At 67.0% G+C, this 19,721-nt stretch carries 16 protein-coding genes; all 16 read right to left on the bottom strand.

Annotation, left to right across the window (positions count from 1 at the left end):
* Positions 1 to 82: 82 nt before the first annotated feature.
* The gene (gene dnaE, locus E3T61_RS08125) at positions 83 to 3,550 is read right to left on the bottom strand and encodes a DNA polymerase III subunit alpha (protein ID WP_134640460.1); all 3,468 of its coding nucleotides are present in this window, start codon (positions 3,548 to 3,550) and stop codon (positions 83 to 85) included.
* A 153-nt stretch (positions 3,551 to 3,703) separates the two neighbouring features.
* Positions 3,704 to 4,624, bottom strand: coding sequence for an RluA family pseudouridine synthase (locus E3T61_RS08120; protein ID WP_134640357.1), 921 nt, complete (start codon positions 4,622 to 4,624; stop codon positions 3,704 to 3,706).
* 8 nt (positions 4,625 to 4,632) lie between these two features.
* On the bottom strand, positions 4,633 to 5,226 hold the full coding sequence (lspA, locus tag E3T61_RS08115) for a signal peptidase II (protein WP_134640356.1): 594 nt from the start codon (positions 5,224 to 5,226) through the stop codon (positions 4,633 to 4,635).
* Entirely contained in the window at positions 5,216 to 5,902 is a 687-nt protein-coding gene (locus E3T61_RS08110) for a DivIVA domain-containing protein (protein ID WP_134640355.1), read from the bottom strand. Before E3T61_RS08110 ends, lspA begins: the two co-directional genes overlap by 11 nt.
* Before the next feature lie 148 nt (positions 5,903 to 6,050).
* Complete coding sequence (locus E3T61_RS08105) at positions 6,051 to 6,347, bottom strand: YggT family protein (RefSeq protein WP_134640354.1); 297 nt, start codon at positions 6,345 to 6,347, stop codon at positions 6,051 to 6,053.
* 6 nt (positions 6,348 to 6,353) lie between these two features.
* Positions 6,354 to 6,860, bottom strand: coding sequence for a cell division protein SepF (locus E3T61_RS08100; RefSeq protein WP_130176606.1), 507 nt, complete (start codon positions 6,858 to 6,860; stop codon positions 6,354 to 6,356).
* A 19-nt stretch (positions 6,861 to 6,879) separates the two neighbouring features.
* Positions 6,880 to 7,626: a YggS family pyridoxal phosphate-dependent enzyme gene (locus E3T61_RS08095; RefSeq protein WP_134640353.1), complete on the bottom strand. Its 747-nt coding sequence runs from the start codon at positions 7,624 to 7,626 to the stop codon at positions 6,880 to 6,882.
* Positions 7,626 to 8,813, bottom strand: coding sequence for a cell division protein FtsZ (gene ftsZ / locus E3T61_RS08090; RefSeq protein ID WP_134640352.1), 1,188 nt, complete (start codon positions 8,811 to 8,813; stop codon positions 7,626 to 7,628). The genes E3T61_RS08095 and ftsZ overlap by 1 nt, the downstream gene beginning before the upstream one ends.
* A 140-nt stretch (positions 8,814 to 8,953) precedes the next feature.
* Entirely contained in the window at positions 8,954 to 10,150 is a 1,197-nt protein-coding gene (locus tag E3T61_RS08085; protein ID WP_134640351.1) for a cell division protein FtsQ/DivIB, read from the bottom strand.
* Positions 10,151 to 10,172: 22 nt separating this feature from the next.
* Positions 10,173 to 11,585 carry a UDP-N-acetylmuramate--L-alanine ligase gene (murC, locus tag E3T61_RS08080; RefSeq protein WP_134640350.1) on the bottom strand — a complete coding sequence of 471 codons (1,413 nt, stop codon included), beginning with the start codon at positions 11,583 to 11,585 and terminating at the stop codon, positions 10,173 to 10,175.
* An 89-nt stretch (positions 11,586 to 11,674) separates the two neighbouring features.
* Complete coding sequence (locus tag E3T61_RS08075; protein ID WP_134640349.1) at positions 11,675 to 12,766, bottom strand: UDP-N-acetylglucosamine--N-acetylmuramyl-(pentapeptide) pyrophosphoryl-undecaprenol N-acetylglucosamine transferase; 1,092 nt, start codon at positions 12,764 to 12,766, stop codon at positions 11,675 to 11,677.
* Positions 12,763 to 14,085 (bottom strand): putative lipid II flippase FtsW, encoded by a 1,323-nt coding sequence (ftsW, locus tag E3T61_RS08070; protein ID WP_134640348.1) that lies wholly within the window; start codon positions 14,083 to 14,085, stop codon positions 12,763 to 12,765. The genes E3T61_RS08075 and ftsW overlap by 4 nt, the downstream gene beginning before the upstream one ends.
* Entirely contained in the window at positions 14,054 to 15,610 is a 1,557-nt protein-coding gene (gene murD, locus E3T61_RS08065; protein ID WP_134640347.1) for a UDP-N-acetylmuramoyl-L-alanine--D-glutamate ligase, read from the bottom strand. Before murD ends, ftsW begins: the two co-directional genes overlap by 32 nt.
* The gene (mraY, locus tag E3T61_RS08060) at positions 15,610 to 16,704 is read right to left on the bottom strand and encodes a phospho-N-acetylmuramoyl-pentapeptide-transferase (RefSeq protein WP_134640346.1); all 1,095 of its coding nucleotides are present in this window, start codon (positions 16,702 to 16,704) and stop codon (positions 15,610 to 15,612) included. Before mraY ends, murD begins: the two co-directional genes overlap by 1 nt.
* A complete protein-coding gene (locus E3T61_RS08055) occupies positions 16,701 to 18,140 on the bottom strand; it encodes a UDP-N-acetylmuramoyl-tripeptide--D-alanyl-D-alanine ligase (RefSeq protein ID WP_134640459.1) in 1,440 nt (479 codons plus the stop codon). Before E3T61_RS08055 ends, mraY begins: the two co-directional genes overlap by 4 nt.
* Entirely contained in the window at positions 18,140 to 19,714 is a 1,575-nt protein-coding gene (locus E3T61_RS08050) for a Mur ligase family protein (RefSeq protein ID WP_134640345.1), read from the bottom strand. Before E3T61_RS08050 ends, E3T61_RS08055 begins: the two co-directional genes overlap by 1 nt.
* Positions 19,715 to 19,721: the final 7 nt, after the last annotated feature.

The following is a 19,721-nucleotide window of genomic DNA, read 5'->3' as shown; positions in this document are numbered from 1 at the left end:
CGAGGCCGATGACCCTGCTGGGCGGATTAGGTGAGGCGGTCTAGGTGAGGCGGTCTAGGTGAGGCGGTCTAGGTGAGGCGGTCTAGGTGAGGCAGTAGGGACCCAGGAGGCTCTTCAGCTCGCCGAAGAGGTCGGCGGTCACCGTCACCCGGCTCGGCAGCTCGAAGACGCGGGCGGTGTCGCCCTTGATCAGCTTGAGGCGCACCTCCGAGGTTCCGCCGTGCCGCTTGAGCACCTCGCCCAGCTGGGTCACGGTGTCCGTTGTGGCGCGGGCCTCGAACAGCGTGATCGAGAGGGTGCCGTGGTCGGACGCCTGCCCGAGTTCGGGAGCGAAGATGCTGTACGCGTGCAGGTTCATGCCGTCGTCGCGGAGGCTCACCCGGCCCCGGACAACCACGACGGAGTCGCTGACGAGGTCCAGGGAGAACTCCTGGTACGCCTTGCCCATGAACATGACATCGATTTCACCGCCGAAGTCCTCGACCGAGATGATGCCGTACTGGTTGCCGGACTTCTTGGCGATCCGGTGTTGCACATTGGTGATGAGCCCGGCCACGGTGACCGTGTCGGCATCCTGGGTGTGCTCGGAGCTGATCAGGTCGGTGATGGTGGTGCTGGCATGCTTCGCCAGGGGGATTTCGAGACCCGCCAACGGGTGGTCGGAGACGTAGAGACCGAGCATGTCACGCTCGAGCGCCAGCTTCTCCTTCTTGCTCCACTCCGGCCGTTCCGGTACCTGCTCGGTCTCCTGAGGGTCGTCGAACAGGCTGTCGAAGTCGAAGCCGACCATGCCGTGGGACTCGTCACGCTTGATCTTGACCGCGGAGTCGACAGCGCCTTCATGGATTTCGAACATGGCCCGGCGGGTCGAGCCCAGGGAGTCGAAGGCGCCGGACTTGATCAGCGATTCCACCGTGCGCTTGTTCGTGACCTGCAGCGGAACCTTGCGCAGGAAGTCGTGGAAGGACTCGAAGTCACCCTTCTCGGTGCGCGCGGCCCTGATCGACTCGACCACGTTGAAGCCGACGTTGCGCACGGCGCCCAGGCCGAACCGGATGTCTGTGCCGACGGCGGCGAAGAAGCCGATCGACTCGTTGACGTCCGGCGGCAGCACCTGGATGCCCATGCGACGGCACTCGTTGAGGTAGAGCGCCAGCTTGTCCCTGGCGTCACCGACACTGGTCAGCAGCGCCGCCATGTACTCGGCGGGGTAATGCGCTTTGAGATAGGCGGTCCAGTAACTCAGCACGCCGTACGCGGCCGAGTGGGCCTTGTTGAAGGCGTAGTCGGAGAACGGTAGAAGGATGTTCCACACGGTGGTAACGGCTTCCATCGAGTAGCCGTTGGCCATCATTCCGCCGGAGAAGCCCTCGAACTGCTTGTCCAGTTCGGACTTTTTCTTCTTACCCATCGCGCGGCGTAGGAGGTCGGCCTGGCCGAGGGTGAAGCCGGCCAGCTTCTGCGCGATCGACATCACCTGCTCCTGGTAGACGATGAGTCCGTAGGTACCGCCGATTATGTCCTTGAGCGGCTCTTCGAGCTCCTTGTGAATCGGGATGATCTCCTGCTGGCCGGTCTTGCGCAGGGCGTAGTTGGTGTGCGAGTTCGCCCCCATGGGGCCGGGCCGGTACAGCGCGATGACGGCCGAGATGTCTTCGAAGTTGTCGGGCTTCATGCTGCGCAGCAGCGCGCGCATCGGGCCGCCGTCGAGCTGGAACACTCCGAGGGTGTCGCCACGGGCGAGCAGTTCGTAGGCGAGTGGGTCGTCAAGGCCGAGGTCTTCGAGCACCGGGCGATGCCCGCGGTTGGCCTCGATGTTGTCGAGGGTGTCATCGATGATGGTGAGGTTGCGCAGCCCGAGGAAGTCCATCTTGATCAGGCCCAGGCTCTCGCAGGCCGGGTAGTCGAACTGCGTGACGATCTGGCCGTCGGCCTCGCGGCGCATGATCGGGATGATGTCGATCAGAGGGTCGGACGACATAATAACGCCGGCCGCGTGCACGCCCCACTGGCGCTTGAGGTTCTCGATGCCCAGCGCGGTGTCGAAGACCGTGCGGGCTTCAGCATCCGTCTCGATGACGGCCCTGAAGTCGCCGGCCTCACGGTACCGCGGGTGGTCCTTGTCGAACATTCCGGTCAGCGGCATGTCCTTGCCCATGATGGGCTGCGGCATGGCCTTGGTGAGCTTGTCGCCCATGCCGAACGGGAAGCCGAGCACCCGGCTGGAGTCCTTCAGGGCCTGCTTGGCCTTGATGGTGCCATAGGTGACGATCTGAGCAACGCGCTCCGAGCCGTACTTCTCGGTGACGTAGTGGATGACCTCGCCGCGGCGACGATCGTCGAAGTCGACGTCGAAGTCGGGCATGGAGACGCGGTCGGGGTTCAGGAAACGCTCGAAGATCAGGCCGTGCACCAGCGGGTCGAGGTCGGTGATGCCCATCGCGTAGGCGACCATCGAACCGGCGCCCGAACCACGGCCGGGGCCGACCCGGATGCCGTTGTCCTTGGACCAGTTGATGAAGTCGGCCACGACCAGGAAGTAGCCGGGGAAGCCCATCTGGGTGATGACGCCGACCTCGTAGTCGGCCTGCTTGCGCACGGCCGCTGTGATGCCGTTCGGGTACCGGCGGATCAGGCCGAGCTCGGTCTCCTTGATGAACCAGCTCTCCTCGTTCTCCCCCTCGGGGGTGGGGAACCGGGGCATGTAGTTGGCCTGGGTGTTGAACTTGACGTCGCAGCGCTCGGCGATGAGCAGCGTGTTGTCGCAGGCCTCGGGGTTGTCCCTGAACAGGTGGCGCATTTCGGCGGCGGTCTTGAGGTAGAACTCGTTCGAGTCGAACTTGAACCGGTTGGGGTCATCCAGAGTGGAGGCGGACTGCACGCAGAGCAGGGCTGCGTGCGCCGTGGCGTCGTGCGCGTGGGTGTAGTGCAGGTCGTTGGTCGCCACCAGCGGGAGATCGAGTTCCTTGGCGAGCTTGAGCAGGTCGGTCATGGTGCGGCGCTCGATGTCGATGCCGTGGTCCATGATCTCGCAGAAGAAGTTGTCCTTGCCGAAGATGTCGCGGAGCTCCCCCGCGGCCTGCCTGGCCTCGTCGTACTGGCCGAGCCGCAGCCGGGTCTGCACCTCGCCACCGACGCACCCTGTCGTGCCGATCAGGCCCTTCGAGTAGGTGCTGAGCAGCTCGCGGTCCATCCGGGGCTTGAAGTAGTAGCCCTCGAGCGACGCGAGCGAAGACAGCCTGAACAGGTTGTGCATGCCCTCGGTGTTCTCCGAGAGCAGCGTCATGTGCGTGTACGCGCCGCTGCCACCGACGTCGTCGCGGTTCTGCGCGTTGGTCCCCCACTTGACCCTGGTCTTGTCCCGGCGGTCGGTGCCGGGCGTGATGTACGCCTCGGTGCCGATGATGGGCTTGATTCCGGCGTCGGTAGCCGTCTTCCAGAAGTCGAATGCCCCGAACACGTTGCCGTGGTCGGTGACCGCGATGGCCGGCATCTTCTGTTCGGCGGCCGCCGCGATCAGGGGTTTCACCCGCGCGGCACCATCGAGCATGGAGTACTCGCTGTGCACGTGAAGGTGGACGAACGAATCATTCTGCGACGACACTACTGCTCCAGCTGCTCTGGGGTTTATCTGATGAAGAAGGAGGGGTGCTGGTGTTCCAGCCTAAGCGCCAGGAGACGACCCTGCTCTGATCAACGCGGCCTAATCGCCACGCAGAATGCGCAGGGCGTTGGCCAGGTCGTCCGGGTACTCGGCGTTGAAGGTGACCCACTCGCGGCTGGACGGGTGCTCGAACGAGAGCTGCTTGGCGACCAGCCACTGGCGGGTCAGTCCCAGCCTTGCGGTGATCTTCGCATCGGCGCCGTACATGGCGTCACCCACACACGGATGCCGCTGGGCGGCCATGTGCACCCGGATCTGGTGGGTGCGGCCGGTTTCGAGGTGCACCTCGAGCAGGGACGCCGACGGAAATGCTTCGAGCGTCTCGTAATGCGTGACGGAGTCCTTGCCTCCTGCGATCACGGCGAACTTCCAGTCCGAGCGCGGGTGGCGTCCGATCGGTGCGTCAATGGTGCCGCTGGACGGGTCTGGGTGGCCCTGCACGACGGCGTGGTAGATCTTGTCGACCTCCCGGTCGTGGAATGCCCGCTTGAGGTGCGTGTAAGCGTTCTCGGACTTGGCGACGACCATCAGGCCGCTGGTGCCCACGTCGAGGCGGTGCACGATGCCGGCGCGCTCAGAGGCCCCGGACGTGGCGATCCGGTAGCCGGCGGCGGCCAGGGCGCCGAGTACCGTCGGACCGGTCCAGCCGACGCTGGGGTGTGCGGCGACGCCGGAGGGCTTGTTCACCACGACGATGTCGTCGTCGTCATGCACGATGGTGAGGTCGGGTACCGCGATGGGCACGATCACGAGGTCCTGTTTGGGGGCCCAACTCACGTCGAGCCAGGCCCCAGCGCGCAGCTTGTCCGATTTGCCGACGACAACACCGTCCTGGGTGACGCCGTCGGACTCGGCGATTTCGGCTGCGAAGCTGCGTGAAAAGCCGAACAGCTTGGCGATGCCCGCGTCGACGCGGACACCGTCCAGGCCGTCGGGCAGGGGAAGGGCTCGGTTTTCCATGATGCCGTTCAGTTGGGGGTGACGAGAGGAGCGGGGCCGTCAGCGGCGTCGGTCCCAGCGGCGGGCTCGGGGGCATCCCGAGAAGGTGCCGGGGTGCGACGGCCGTCGAGGCCGATACCGCGCAGTGTGAGGAACATGAACAGAACCATGCTCACCACGATGCAGGAGTCTGCGATGTTGTAGATGGCCGGCATCATCCAGGGGGTGTAGATGAAGTCGACGACGTGTCCCAGGCCGAAGCTCGGCTCCCGGAACAGTCGGTCGGTCAGGTTGCCGAGCACGCCGCCGAGAAGGAGACCGAAAACGATCGCCCAGAGGCTTGAACGGATGCGTGGGGCGAACCACACGACAAACACGACGACACCGGCCGCTATGAGTGAGAACACCCAGGTGAGGCCGGTGGCGAAGGAGAACGCCGCGCCGGGGTTCCGGATGAAGTGCAGTTGAAGCACGTCACCCAGAACCCGGGCGGTCTCGCCCTCGGTCATCGTAGAGACGACGAGGGCCTTGCTGATCTGATCGAGCGCGTACCCGCCCACGGCCACGAGGGCCAGGACGAGTAGGGCGCGGTAACTGACCTTCGTCGGGTTGTTACGCGCCAAAGCCCTGGAAGCTCGCCTTCGGCGAGTTGCCCGAGTCCTTGCCCGCACCGGCGCCGACGGGCGACGCGGAGTCGAGGTCGCGAAGCTGACCCTCGATGTAGCTCTTCAGCTTCTGGCGGTACTCGCGCTCGAAGGTGCGCAGCTCTTCGATCTTGTTCTCGAGGACCGAACGCTCCTTGTCGAGAATGTTGATCTGAGCGCGCTGCTTGGCTTCGGACTCCGCGATCACGCGGGCTGCCGTGGCGTGGCCCTCGGCGATCAGGGCATCGCGCTTCTCGGCGCCTTCCTTGACGTGCTCCTCGTGCAGGCGGCGAGCCAGCTGCAGCAGGTTGGTCGTGCCGGCGGTCTCGTCGATCGGCTCGGCGGCCGGGGCTGCGGCGACGGGCGCTGCGGCAACGGGCTCGGGCACAACGGCGGCGACGGGCTCAGCGACGGGCTCGGGGGTGTTGACGGGCTCCGCGACCTTGGCAGGAGCCGCACTGACCGGAGCGGCACCGGCAGGCGCGCCCTCGCCGCCGGAGAGACGAGCCTTGAGCTCCTCGTTCTCCTGCGTCAGGCGTCGCAGCTCGACAACGACCTCGTCGAGGAAGTCGTCAACCTCGTCCTGGTCATATCCCTCGCGGAACTTGGTCGACTGGAACCTCTTGTTGACTACATCTTCCGGAGTTAGCGCCATGGCTTTCCACCTCAAAACTTAATTGCGAACAGTTGTACAAACGATTGTGCGAACACGTGCATGCGACCAACTGGCTCGCGGTGTTGTACCGGGCCGGTTGGCCGTCATCGATCAAGAATACATGCCGAGCCCCTGATGAGGCTGCGAGTCAGAACCGAATCGCCGTAATCCACATGCCGATGATGCAGCAAAGCATCGTCAGGCTCCAGCCGAAGTCGAACGCGATCGGGCCGACGCGCAGCGGCGGGAAGATGCGACGAAAGAAGTTGATCGGCGGGTCGGTGAGCGTGTAGACGAGTTCGATGAGCACGAGGACGAACCCTTGCGGTCGCCATGACCTGTTGATCCCCCGCACGAGGTCGACGATGAATCGGCCCCACATCACGAAGAAGTAGAGAAGCAGGCAGTAGTAGGCGATCCCGAGGACCAGGTTGACTACGGACACGTCGGGTTAGGACTGGGCGAAGAAGGAGGAATCGGTGTCCCCCTCCTCAGCGGCGTTGTCGCCGGAGATCACGACGTGCGACGGCGACAGCAGGAACACCTTGGCCGTGACGCGCTCGATCTTGCCGTAGAGGCCCTGGGACAGGCCGCTGGCGAAGTCGATGAGACGGCGAGCGTCTGCATCACTCATCTGGGACAGGTTGATGATGACCGGGATGCCCTCACGGAAGGACTCGGCGATCACCTGGGCGTCGCGGTACTGACGCGGGTGGACGGTGAGGATCTCGTTCATTTCAGACACGACAACATTCTTGGGGGTGGAGGTCTTGTGCAACGGCGTGACCGGTGCGCGGCCGGACGTGTGCGATCCGTTCGCCGGGGTGGCGTGGGACGACGCGGCATGGGCTGACTGGGTGGGGAGAGTGGAGACGGGAGCCGCTGCGGGCGCCTCATATTCCAGCTCTTCGTCTGCCAGACCCAGGTAGACCATGGTTTTCTTGAGCGGGTTGGACATCTCGACCTCCGTGTTGGTATTACGACGTTTTCAGATTAACCGCTGCCGGGCGATTCCCGGTGATTGCGGTGCCAATTCGCAGGTGTGTCGCGCCTTCGGCGATGGCGGCCGCGTAGTCCTGTGACATGCCCATTGACAGATATCGGGCGTCGGGGGCGATGCCGCGCATCTGGGACCCCAGCTCGCTGACCAGGGCGAATGAGCGCTTCGGATCCGCGCCGAGGGGTGCGACGGCCATCAGTCCGAGCAGCCTGAGACCCGGGGCCGCGATGACCCGTTCCACCAGCGGCGCGAGGTCCGGGATGGACACCCCACCCCTGGCCGGGTCTTCGGTGAGGTTGACCTGCACGAAGCAGTCCAGCACTGAGGTATCCGGCACTGACCCATCCGGCACCGAGGCACCCGGCACTGAGGCATCCGGCACCGGGCTGGCCAGGCCGGTCACGAGCGAGTCGCGGTCCACGGAGTGGATGACCGAGGCGTACGAACGAATCTGCCGGGCCTTCTTGCCCTGCACCTGGCCGACGAAATGCCACCGGATGCCGGATCCGGCCAGTTCTGTGGCCTTGGCCTGCGCCTCCTGGTGCCGGCTCTCACCGAAATCGCGCACGCCGAGCTCGATGAGCTCACTCACCAGCGAGACCGGCTGGAATTTGGTCACCACGACCGTGGTGATGTCATCCACAGACCGGCCGGCGAGCCGTGCGGCGTCAATGATGCCGCCACGCACGTCCGCCAGCCGTTGGGAGAGAAGCGGATCGGTCATTACTTCAGGAAATCGGGGATGTCCAGGTCGTCCGAATCGTCCTCGAAGGCCGGGTCGGCAGCCGGAGTGCTCGCCGCGGGGTCGCTCGACCAGACCGAACCGGCAGGCTCGGCGATCGGGGCGCTGTCGGATGCGGCTGCGGCGCCTGCGATGGCGCCTGCGGCTCCCCCGGAGACCCCGGCGGCCACACCGGCGGCGACGAGGTCGGAGCGACGAACCTCGGCCACCTTGGCGCCGGGCTCACCGCCGTCGAATCCTGCGGCGATGACGGTGACTCGCACCTCGTCACCCAGGGTGTCGTCGATGACGGCACCGAAGATGATGTTGGCTTCGGGGTGAACGGCTTCCTGCACCAGACGGGCCGCGTCGTTGATCTCGAAGATGCCGAGGTTGGAGCCACCCTGGATGGAGAGCAGGACGCCGTGGGCGCCGTCGATGGACGCTTCGAGCAGCGGGGACGCCACGGCGAGTTCGGCGGCCTTGATGGCACGGTCAGCTCCCCGGGAGGAACCGATACCCATCAGGGCGGAACCTGCACCCTGCATGACCGACTTGACGTCGGCGAAGTCGAGGTTGATCAGGCCGGGGGTGGTGATCAGGTCGGTGATGCCCTGCACACCGGCGAGGAGCACCTGGTCTGCGGTGGCGAACGCCTCGAGCATGCTGATGCCACGGTCGCTGATCTCCAGCAGGCGGTCGTTCGGCACGACGATGAGGGTGTCGACCTCGTTCTTGAGCGAGGCGACGCCGGTCTCCGCCTGGGCCTGGCGGCGCTTGCCCTCGAAGCCGAACGGCTTCGTGACAACACCGATGGTCAAGGCGCCGATGGACTTGGCGATCCTGGCCACGACGGGAGCACCGCCGGTGCCGGTTCCACCACCCTCACCTGCGGTGACGAAGACCATGTCGGCTCCGGCGAGGGCCTCTTCGATTTCCTCGGCGTGGTCCTCGGCGGCACGACGGCCGACCTCGGGGTCTGCTCCGGCGCCGAGACCTCGGGTGAGGTCGCGGCCGACGTCGAGCTTGACGTCTGCATCGCTCATCAGGAGTGCCTGGGCATCCGTATTGATGGCGATGAATTCGACCCCTCGGAGGCCGAGCTCGATCATGCGGTTGACGGCGTTCACGCCGCCGCCGCCAATTCCAACAACCTTGATGACTGCTAGGTAGTTCTGATTAGTTGACACGTCCGGCCTCCGGTGGAACCCTAAACCTCTAGTCGAGGCTTAAAGTTATGCTGAGTATGCAATTCCTAAATTCGAAGTTAGGTGCCACCGGGGGTGGCTTGGGGAGGCGCGCCCGCGTGTCGGAAATACCCAGTCGGATCTCAGCGCACGACGGCGCTGTCCGGCGAGGAGACGTCGTATTCGGTCACGCTTCCGACGGGGTGGCTCACGAGCAGCGCGGCCAGCACGACGGCCTTGTATTCGCTTCGTTCCGCGTTGCCCCAGACCACACGCGCTCCCCCGCCCAGGGTGAGGGTGACGTCGTCCTTCGTGGCGGCGGTGACGGTGTCCAGCTGACCGCGGATGCCTTCCGGCAACGCCCGGACGACGGCGATGGCGGCCTGGAAGCCGGCACCGCTCGCGCCGCCGGCGGAATCGATGCGGGGATAGCCCTCCGGGCGGTCTGGCCCGCTCTGGATGACCACGCCGGCGGCGTCGACAAGGTCGAAGCCGGCGGTGGAGGTTATCGCGCCAATGGGTTCGCGTTCGACGATGCGCACCACGAGGGTGTCCGGAGGCCTGCTCTCGGTGACGTAGCTGCGGATGAGGCTGAACTCGCTCAGTTGGTCCTTCACCTCGGTCAGGTCCAGCAACGGCAACGGGGTGCCCAGCTGTCCGTCGAGGGCCTGGGCCACGTCGGCCGCGGGGATCCGGTTGGTGCCGGTGATCTCGATCGTGCGCAAGGCCATCAGCGGCGAGAAGACACCGACGAGGACGAAGGCCACGAGGGCGACCACTGTGCCTGCCGCGGCGATCCACAGGTTGCGGCGATGCCGGGACCTCGAGGTGAAGCGTCGTACCTCGCTGCGTTCGTACTGCTTGCGGGCGCGGCGCGCAGTGCGCAGCCGGCCGCGAGCCGCGCGCGCGGTCAGCGGAGCGTCCGACGCCTCGGCTGTCTCCTGGGGGTCAGACCGCCGGGCCGTCGTGTTCTGGGCCTTAGGTTTCCGAGCCTTCGATTTCGGGGCACTTGTCGGCAGGGCGTTCGTCGGCAGGGCATTCGTCGGCGGGAGGTCCGCCGTCGTGAGGTTCGTCGTCGGCTGCGGGGGCTTCGTCGCCTTCCGGGCCTGCGGCCGGTCCCCTGCTGCGGCGGAGGTGGCGGAGGGCGGCAGCGTTATCGGCTCGGTGACGGCCTCAGGCTCGGCACGGGAGGCCGCGCCCTTGCGGGCGGCAGCGTTTCCCGCTGGAGCCCGGTTTGAACCGCGCGCGGGTTTCTGGCGCGGCTGCGGTGCGGCGGGCGGCTGCGGCCCGGAGGGCTGTGCTGCCGCCGGCGCCGCCGGGGGCCCTGCGGGACGCTTCATGCCCGGGCGCCAGGGAGGTACGTCATCCGCGCGTCCCCGCCGAGGACTCCTCGGCGAGCGATTCGAGCAGCTGCGGCACGATGCGGTAGACGTCTCCACACCCGAGCGTCACGACGAAGTCGCCGTCCCTGGCTATGCTGCCGAGGTAGTCAGCGGCATCCTGCCATTCAGGGATGTAGGCGACGTGGGCCGGGTCCTGGAAGCGTTCGGAGACAAGCGCACCTGTCACCCCGGGTTCGGGGTCCTCGCGGGCTCCGTAGACCGCGAGCACGATGGTCTCGTCGGCGTACTTCTCGAGCGTGTCAGCGAATTCCTGAGCGAACAGCCGGGTGCGGCTGTAGAGGTGCGGCTGGTGCACGGCGATGATCCGGCCGGAGCCGACGACTGTGCGGGCGGCGGACAGCGCTGCCGCCACTTCGGTGGGGTGGTGGGCGTAGTCGTCGTAGACGCTCACTCCGCGCACGGTGCCGTGTAGTTCGAACCGGCGCTCGGTTCCGCCGAACGCCGCGATCGCCTCGAGGGAGGAGGCCGGGTCGAATCCGAGTCCCACGAGCACGGCGAAGGCGCCGGCGGCATTGATCGCATTGTGGCGGCCGGGGATGCGCAGGGTGGCCGAGTAGTCGACCCCGTCCCAGTTCACGGTGAAGCTCACCGGGCCTGCGGTGCCGATGGAGTGCACCCGGGCTGTGGCGCCCGCCGCTTCGCCGAAGGTGATGATGCGCTTGTCGGTGAGCCGTTCGGTGACGTGGACAGCTCCGGGGTCGTCGGAGGAGACCACGACGAATTCGTCGGCGTTCTGCGCGAATTCGACGAAGGCCGCCTCAAAGGCCTCAAGCGAGCCGTAGTGGTCGAGGTGGTCCGGGTCCACGTTGGTGATCAGCGCGATGCCGGTGTTGTAGAGCAGGAATGAGCCGTCGGATTCGTCGGCCTCAACCACGAAGAGATCGTCGGATCCGCTGCCGGCACTGACGCCGAGGGATTCGATCACGCCGCCGTTGACGAAGCTGGGGTCCTGGCCGAGGCCGAGGAGCCCGGTGACGATCATTCCCGTGGAGGTGGTCTTGCCGTGCGCGCCGGCGACCGAGACGAGCCGGTGCGAGCGGATCAGCCAGGCGAGGGCCTGGGACCTGTGCAGCACCGGAAGACCGCGTTCGGTGGCGAGCACGTATTCGGGGTTGTCCTGCCAAAGGGCGCCAGTGACGACCAGACTGTCGGCGTCGCCCACGTTGGCCGCGTCGTGGCCGATGGCGATGGTCGCCCCCAGGGCGCGCAGGGCCTGCACGTTGTCGGAGTCGCGCGAGTCGGAACCGGTCACGGTGTGGCCGGCGGCGAGGAACAGACGGGCAATGCCGCTCATCCCGGAGCCGCCGATACCCACGAAGTGCACAGTACCGAGGTCTTCGGGAACTATCAGGGTCAGGTCTGGCTTGATCACGTGAGCGTCTTTCTGGCTGGCGGTGCGCGGGTGAAGCGGTTGGTGCTGGTCGTGCGGGTCGTGCGGGTGCTGCGGGCCTGGCGTTAACGTTACGCGGAGTGCGGTGCCGTTGCACCGCACGCCTCATCGACGAGCTCGAGCGTACGCGCAGTGCCGTCCAGCACCCCGGCGGAGAGGGCGGCGGCGCTCATGTCGTGAATACGCCGGGGTTCGGCCAGTACCGGCAGGAGCTCGGCCCGGATCCAGCCGGGCAGGAAGTCGGCGTCGTCGACGAGGATGCCGCCGCCGGCAGTCACGACGTCGGCGGCGTTGAACCGCTGCTCGCCGTTGCCGACCGGGTAGGGCACGAACACGGCGGGAATCCCGAGGGCGCTGAGTTCGCTGACCGTTGCGGCTCCGGCGCGGGAGACGGCGAAGTCGGCGACGGAGAGCGCCAGGTCCATCCGGTCGCAATAGGCGATCATCCGGTAACCGGGAAGCCGGGGGTCATCGACCTCCGCGGCGTTACCGGTGATGTGGAGCACCTGCCAGCCGGCCTCGGTGAGGACCGTCGCGGAATCCACGATGGTGCGGTTGATCCGACGGGCGCCGAGTGAGCCGCCGGTGACCAGCAGGGTCGGCCGCTCGGGGTCGAGGCCGAAGAACTCCAGGCCGGCCGGCCGGGAGCCGGCCCTGTCGAGCGTCTCGATCTCCCGCCGCAGCGGCATGCCGACCACGCGGGCGTGACGAAGGCGCGTGCCGGCGAAGGCCACCCCGACCGACCGGGTCAGTGCGGCGCCGACCCGGTTGGCCAGCCCGGGCTTGGCGTTGGCTTCGTGGATGGCGATCGGCACGCCGGCACGCCGCGCGGCCAGGTACGCCGGGGTGGCGACGTAGCCGCCGAAGCCGACGACGACGTCAACCCGACGGTGGCGCAGAATGGCGGCGACGTCGTTGATGGCGCGATTGAACTTGGGCAGGAAGCCGAGGGCGGCCCGGTTCGGCCGCCGCGGGAAGGGCAGCCGCGGAACTATCAGCAGTTCGTAGCCGCGCTCGGGAACCAGCCTGGATTCCAGTCCCTCCGCGGTGCCGAGCACGAGCACCGTCGCGTCCGGGTCACGGAGTCTGAGCGCATCGGCGACGGCGAGCAGTGGATTGACATGGCCGGCGGTGCCGCCTCCTGCCAGCAGGTACGTCGTCATCGGGTGCTTCCTCGTTTCGGACCGCCCGGCACCGGAGCCAGGCGGGTGGGGACGGCCGGAGCCGGACGTGCAGGCGCAGCGGCGCGGATCGTGGACCCTTCGGCCAGGTTGTGGTCGCTTCGGGCGAAGGACAGCACGACACCGATCGCGCCGAGGGTCGTGAGCAGAGCCGTGCCACCGGCAGAGATCAATGGGAGCGGCACGCCGAGCACCGGGAGCACGCCGAGCACCACACCGATGTTGACCAGGGCCTGGCCGATGATCCAGACCATGACGGCCGAGGTGGTCACCCTGATCTGCATGTTGGTGGTGCCGCGCATGATACGGATGAACGCGAATGCCAGCAGGACGAACATCAGCAGCACAACGACGGCGCCGATCAGGCCGAGCTCTTCACCGATGATGGCGAAGATGTAGTCGTTGTCCGCGGCCGGCAACCACGACCATTTGGCCTTGGAGTTGCCCAGGCCCGCGCCGAACACTCCCCCGTTGGCCAAGGCCCAGGTGCCGTGCAGGGGTTGCCAGCAGGCGGCCGAGATGGTGCCGTTCAGCTCATCGCAGCCGTCGACGGCGAAGCTCAGGATGCGGGTCATCCGGTTTTCGCTGCTGATCGCCAGCAGGCCGCCGGCGACGACGCCGATACCCAGCGGCAGGGCGAGCATCCGCAGCCGCACACCGGCGAAGAACAGCGCTCCGAAGAGGATCCCGGCCATGATGATCACGGTCCCGAGGTCACCGCCGATCATCACCAGCATGACCGAGCCGCCGCCGACGCCGAACACCGGGATGTACACGTGGCGCCAGTCGTCGAGCTTGTCCTGCTTCTGTGCAAGGATCACGCCGAGCCAGATCACCAGGGCGACCTTGATGGCCTCAGAGGGCTGGAACTGCACCCCGCCGATGGAGAGCCAGTTGGTGTTCCCAGCGACGGTGACGCCGAGCGGGGTGAAAATCACCAGACATTGGAAGAAGCAGGCCACGGCCAGGGCCGGCCAGGCGACGCGCTTCCAAAAGGCCACGGGCAGCCGGCTGATCACCAGCATCAGCGGGATGCCGAGTACCGCAAAGATGCCTTGCCGGAACAAGCCGCCGTAGAAACCGGCGTCCTCCAGGTAAGAGTCCACCGACGAGGACGACAACACCATGACCAGGCCGAAGAGCACCAGGAAGAGAGTGGTGCCCAGAAGGAGCAGGTAGTTCGTCGATTCGGCCCGGAAGACCCTGCCGAGGTTGATCCTGGTCAGGCTGCTGCCGCGCTGGGTATCGCCGCGCTGGTTTTCGTCGCGCTCAGGCACCCGGGTACGAGGACGGATCTTCATGCGACCCACCTCCCAAATAATCGTGTACGGCCTGGGCGAACTTCGCCCCGCGTTCCGCATAACTCGCGAACTGGTCCATGGACGCCGCCGCAGGAGCAAGCAGGACCACGTCACCGGCCTCGGCCAGGGATGCGGCCATATCCACAGCGGACGGCATGACCTGTCCAGTGTCATCCGAGTCGATCTCGAACACGCGCAGGGCAGGGGCGTGTCGCCGGAATGCGGCAAGGACTTCCGCCCGCTCGACGCCGATCACCACGGCACCGCGCAGCCGACCGGCGTGCCGGGCGACGAGCTCGCCGATGTCCACTCCCTTGAGCAGACCGCCCACCAGCCAGACCACGGAGTCGTACGCAGCAAGCGACGCGTCGGCAGCATGCGGGTTGGTGGCCTTGGAATCGTCGATCCAGCTGATGCCGTCGTGGGTCGCGATGACCTCGATCCGGTGCGCGTCCAGCCTGAAGGTGGCCAGGGCCGCGCGGATGGCGTCCGGCGGCACGTCGAAGGACCTGGCCAATGCGGCGGCGGCGAGGATGTTGGCGACAACGTGCGGTGCGGCGAGGCCGACGGCGACGAGGTCGGCGACAGTGGTGAGTTCGATGGCGCTGTCGAAGCGGTCCTCGAGGAACGCGCGATCGCAGAGGATCCCGTCGACGATACCCAGGTCGCTGGGCCCTGGGACGCCAAGGCCGAAACCGATTGCCCTGGCGCCATCGCTGACGTCGGCGTCCTCGACCATACGCATCGTGGCGAGGTCGGCCTTGTTGTAGACGCAGGCGACAGTGGTGTTGGCGTAGACCTTGGCCTTCGCGTCGCGATACGCGAGCGCGGAACCGTGCCAGTCGATGTGGTCGTCGGCGATGTTGAGGCAGACGCTGGAGAGCGGCACCAGGGCGCCGGGACCGCTCAGCGGCAGGTGGTGCAGCTGATAGCTGGAGAGCTCGACGACGAGAACATCCCAGCCCTGCGGGTCGCGGATCGCGTCGAGGACGGGAACACCGATGTTCCCGCACGGTGCGACGCGGTGGCCGCCCGCGGCGATCATCGTCGCGGCGAGCTGCACTGTCGTGGTCTTGCCGTTGGTGCCCGTCACCAGGATCCAGGGAGCGGCGGGTCCCACCTTGTCGCGCAACCGCCAGGCAAGCTCGATGTCGCCCCAGACCGGGATGGCCGCACTGGCGGCCCACTGGAGCAGCGGGTGGTCGGGATGGAAGCCCGGAGAGACGATGATCAGCTCGGGGTCATGGGAGACCAGCGTGTCAGGCGCCGCGTCCAGATCGGCGGTGACCAGGGGTACACCGAGCACCTGGAGCAGTCGGGCCCTGTCGTCGGGGGCCCGGCCGGCCACAACGAGCACATCGGCGCCGAGTTCGGACAGGGTGTCTGCCGCGGCGAATCCCGTCATGCCCAGACCGAGGACGGCCACGCGCAGACCGGTCCAGTCCGAGTGCCAGCTTGTCAGGGTGTCGAGCCGGCCGTGCCGGTCCGGGGCCTGGCGGGGTGGGTCGAAGGAATGGGCGCCCATCAGCGGGCCAGCCACTCGAGGTAGAACGTTCCGACGCCGGCGGCCACGAGCAGACCGCCGATGATCCAGAATCGCACCACGACGGTGACCTCTGCCCAGCCTTTGAGTTCGAAGTGGTGATGGATCGGGCTCATCAGGAAGATCCGTTTGCCCCTGGTGACCTTGAAGTACGCACGCTGCACGATGACCGAACCCGCCTCGATCACGAAGAGGCCGCCGATGAGCACCAACAGCAGTTCGGTGCGGCTGAGGATCGCCAGCGCGGCCAGCGCGCCGCCCAGGCCGAGCGAGCCGGTGTCGCCGAGGAAGATTTTCGCCGGCGACGTGTTCCACCAGAGGAAGCCGATGAGGCCGCCGACGATCGCCGCGGCCACGATGGCCAGGTCGAAGGCTTCGGGCCCTGCGTAACACTTGTACATGTCCGCGATATCGGATCCGCCGGGGTTGCAGGACTGGTTGGACTGCCAGAACCCGATGATGATGTACGAACCGATCGCGAACACCAGTGATCCGGTGGCGAGGCCGTCGAGGCCGTCGGTGACGTTGACCCCGTTTGAGGCGGCGGCCACGATCAAGCAGATCCAGATGATGAACGCTGCGATCCCGATGAACGTGCCGAGCTTCATGAAGTCAAGCGGCAGGTCCCTGATGAAGGAGATGTGCGTGGACGCCGGAGTCTGGCCGTACTTGTCCGGGAACTGCAGCGCCATCCAACCGAAGGCGCCGGCGACGACGACCTGCCCGGCGATCTTCTGCCAGCCGCCGAGACCGAGGCTGCGCTGGTTGCGGGTCTTGAGGTAGTCGTCGAGGAACCCGACCATGCCCAGGCCCACCATCATGAACAGCACCAGCAACGGTGACGCCGTGAGCGGTCGCTGTTGCACCCACATCGCCAGGAAGTAGCTGATCAGGACGCCCACGATGATGATGATGCCGCCCATGGTGGCGGTGCCCCGCTTGGCGTGGTGGCTCTTGGGTCCGTCGTCGCGGATGAACTGGCCCCAGCCCAGCTTGTGGAACAGCCTGATGAACAGCGGGGTCAGCGTCAGGGTGAAGACGAGGGACATCGCTCCGGCCAGCAGGAGGGCAATCACGAGTACAACTTTCCCAGTCGGTCGCCGAGGAATCGGAGTCCAGCTGAATTTGATGATTTGACGAGCACGGTGTCGCCAGGCTTGATGGTGTCGCGGAGCAGGTCGAAGGCCTCGTCCGCGGTGTCAACGTACGCCGATTCCCCGTCCCAGGAGCCCTCGTTGATGGTGCTGATGTGCATGCGCCGGGCGGCGCGGCCGACCACGATGAGTTGGGAGATGTTCAGGCGCACCGCGAGGAGGCCGATCCTGTCGTGTTCCTCGCCGGACAGCTCCCCCAGTTCGCTCATTTCGCCGAGCACGGCAATGCTGCGCCCGTCGGGCTTCCGAATCTGGGCCAGGGTCTTGAGCGCTGCGGTCATCGAATCTGGACTGGCGTTGTAGGCGTCGTTGATGACGGTGACGTCATCCCGACCACCGAGGACCTCCATGCGCCAGCGTTCGGCGATGCTGACGGACTCGAGCGCACTGACGATGTCGTCGATGGGCACCCCGAGGGCGTCGGCGGCGGCCGCGGCCGCCAGGGCGTTCATCACGTGGTGCTCGCCGAGGACCCTGAAGGACACGGGACGGCTGGCGCCGTCCGGCAGGTGCAGGGTGAAGCTGGTTCCGGTGCGGCTGCCGTGGATCGCGGAGGCCCGCACGGTTGCGCCGTCGCTCTCACCGAACCACACCACGCGGGCGGCGGTGACGGCGGCCATGCCGGCCACCCGGTCGTCGTCGATGTTCAGGATCGCGATGTCGGTAGGGCCGAGGTCGGTGACCATCTCGGATTTGGTGCGCACGGTGGCTTCGATACCGCCGAACCCGCCGGCGTGGGCAAGTCCCACCTTGAGCACGATGCCGATGTCGGGCCGGGCCATCCGGACCAGGCGGCGGATCTCGCCCTCGGCGCTTGCGCCCATCTCGGCAACGAGGAACTGGGTGTCTGCCGTGACTTCGAGCATGGTCAAGGGGGCGCCGACCTCGTTGTTGAACGAGGCGCGGGCGGCGACGGTGGGTCCGACACGTTCGAGGATGGCGCGCAGGAGGTTCTTGGTGGTGGTCTTGCCGTTGGAACCCGTGATCCCGACGACCTGGAGCCGGCCAGCGGCGCGGACCCGAGTGATCACCGCGGTGGCGAGGTCGCCGAGGGCGACGACGGCGTCGGGCACCAGCACCTGGGCGACGGGCAGGTCCAGCACCCGTTCGACGATGATCACGACGGCGCCGCCAGTGACGGCGGCCGGCGCGAAGAGGTGACCGTCGGTCTCTTCCCCGGGCTTGGCGACGAAGATGTCACCGGCGGTGACCTCACGGGAGTCCGTGTGCACGGCTCCGCCGACCACGGACTCGGCAGTCAGGGCGTCAGGGGCGGACGGGTCGACGAGGTGCCCGGTGTACAGGTGAAGGGTGCCGTTCGTGGCGGCGGCGATCTCGGCCAGGGTCAGGGCGATCATTACAGCCACCCGGCTTCCTGCAGGGCGAGTCGGGCGTCATCCCTGGCTGAGTACGGGAGTTTCACGCCGGCTACCTCCTGGTAGTTCTCGTGGCCGGGCCCCGCGTAGAGCACGACATCGCCCTCCGCGGCCAACGACAGGGCGCGGCGGAAGGCTGTGGCGGGATCGGGGACCTCGTAGAGTTCCCCCGCCGGCACTGCCTCGCGGGCCGCGGCGAGCAGGGTGGCCCTGATGGTGGCCGGGTCTTCGAATCGCGGATGGAAGTCGGTGATGACGACGGCGTCCGCGCCGCGAGCGGCGATGGCGCCCATGGCGGCGCGCTTGGTCTTGTCCCGGTCGCCGTCGGCGCCGAAGACCATGATGATGCGCCCGGCGGTGGAGTCGCGGATCGCACCGAGCGTGTTGAGGAAGGCATCCGGGCTGTGGCCGTAGTCGATGTAGACCAATGGGCCCCGGTCTCCGGAGATCAACTCGGCGCGTCCAGGGATGTAGGCGTTGATGCCGCCGTCGCGGGTGAGGGCATGCTCGATGGCGGCCAGGTCGAAGCCGCTCTCCACCAGCATGACGATGGCCAGGGCCGCGTTGGCGGCCATGTACCAGCCGAGCAGCGGCACCCGCGTCTGCAGCCGTCGGCCGTCAGGTCCGTCGAGGGTGAATTCGGTGAAGCGGGCACCGGCCTGTACAACGTTCATGCGCCAGTCAGCTTCGGCCGGACGGCGGTCGGCGTCGGCCGAGCCGACCACGGGGTTGTTGGCGAGGGTCGTGACCGGGATCCGGCTCTCCGCCGCGATGCGGCGGCCCCATTCCGAGTCGACGGTGACCACGCCGCGGCGGGAGCGGTCAGGCTGGAAGAGTTCCAGCTTGGACTGGAAGTATTCCTCCATCGACGCGTAGTCGTCGAGGTGGTCGTGGGACAGATTGGTGAAGCCGGCGATGTCGAAGATGAGGCCGTCGACCCGGTGCCTGCTGATCGCCTGGGCCGACACCTCGATGCCGACGGCGCGCACCTCGGCTTCACGCATCCGGGCCAGGAGGGCGTGCAGCTCGCTGGCCTCCGGGGTGGTCAGCGAACTCGTCACGGCGATGTCGCCGATCCGGCGTTCGGCCGTTGAGGTGAGCCCGGCGACGACACCGAGCTGGGTGAGGATGGCGAAAAGCAGGTAGACGACGCTGGTCTTGCCATTGGTGCCGGTGACGGCGAAGAGGTCCGCCGGGTTCTCGGCAGTCCGATGGATCCAACCGGCGACGGTGCCCAACGCGGCACGCACATCGGCGGTGATCAGGATGGGAAGGCCGCAGTCGGCGGCCAGCAGCGCGCCGGCCTCGTCGGTCAGCACGGCGACGGCACCGGCTTCGCGGGCGGCCTGGGCATATGCTGCCCCGTGGCTCATCCGGCCGGGCACCCCGACGAACAGGTCGCCGGGTTGTACGGTGCGCGAGCTGAGGCTCACGCCGGTCAGTTCACGGGTCGCGGTGTCGCCGCGGGTGTCTAGCTCAAATTCATCGACCAGTCCGGACAACGATCGCGGGACCGGATGTTGAGGACGGAGAGCCGACGGTGCCAAATCGGTCACGAGGCTC

Source organism: Cryobacterium lactosi (assembly GCF_004403945.1).
GTDB classification, from domain to species: Bacteria; Actinomycetota; Actinomycetes; order Actinomycetales; family Microbacteriaceae; genus Cryobacterium; species Cryobacterium lactosi.
Note: the sequence above shows the minus strand (reverse complement) of the source record. Positions and strands in the feature narration are given on the sequence as shown.

What these genes read in the sequence shown, in the direction of transcription:
- dnaE (WP_134640460.1), bottom strand. Translation starts at nt 3,550, where the DNA reads ATGCTCGATGGTGCCGCGCGGGTGAAACCCCTGATCGCGGCGGCCGCC.
- E3T61_RS08120 (WP_134640357.1), bottom strand. Translation starts at nt 4,624, where the DNA reads ATGGAAAACCGAGCCCTTCCCCTGCCCGACGGCCTGGACGGTGTCCGC.
- E3T61_RS08110 (WP_134640355.1), bottom strand. Translation starts at nt 5,902, where the DNA reads ATGGCGCTAACTCCGGAAGATGTAGTCAACAAGAGGTTCCAGTCGACC.
- E3T61_RS08100 (WP_130176606.1), bottom strand. Translation starts at nt 6,860, where the DNA reads ATGTCCAACCCGCTCAAGAAAACCATGGTCTACCTGGGTCTGGCAGAC.
- E3T61_RS08095 (WP_134640353.1), bottom strand. Translation starts at nt 7,626, where the DNA reads ATGACCGATCCGCTTCTCTCCCAACGGCTGGCGGACGTGCGTGGCGGC.
- E3T61_RS08085 (WP_134640351.1), bottom strand. Translation starts at nt 10,150, where the DNA reads ATGAAGCGTCCCGCAGGGCCCCCGGCGGCGCCGGCGGCAGCACAGCCC.
- E3T61_RS08075 (WP_134640349.1), bottom strand. Translation starts at nt 12,766, where the DNA reads ATGACGACGTACCTGCTGGCAGGAGGCGGCACCGCCGGCCATGTCAAT.
- ftsW (WP_134640348.1), bottom strand. Translation starts at nt 14,085, where the DNA reads ATGAAGATCCGTCCTCGTACCCGGGTGCCTGAGCGCGACGAAAACCAG.
- murD (WP_134640347.1), bottom strand. Translation starts at nt 15,610, where the DNA reads ATGGGCGCCCATTCCTTCGACCCACCCCGCCAGGCCCCGGACCGGCAC.
- E3T61_RS08055 (WP_134640459.1), bottom strand. Translation starts at nt 18,140, where the DNA reads ATGATCGCCCTGACCCTGGCCGAGATCGCCGCCGCCACGAACGGCACC.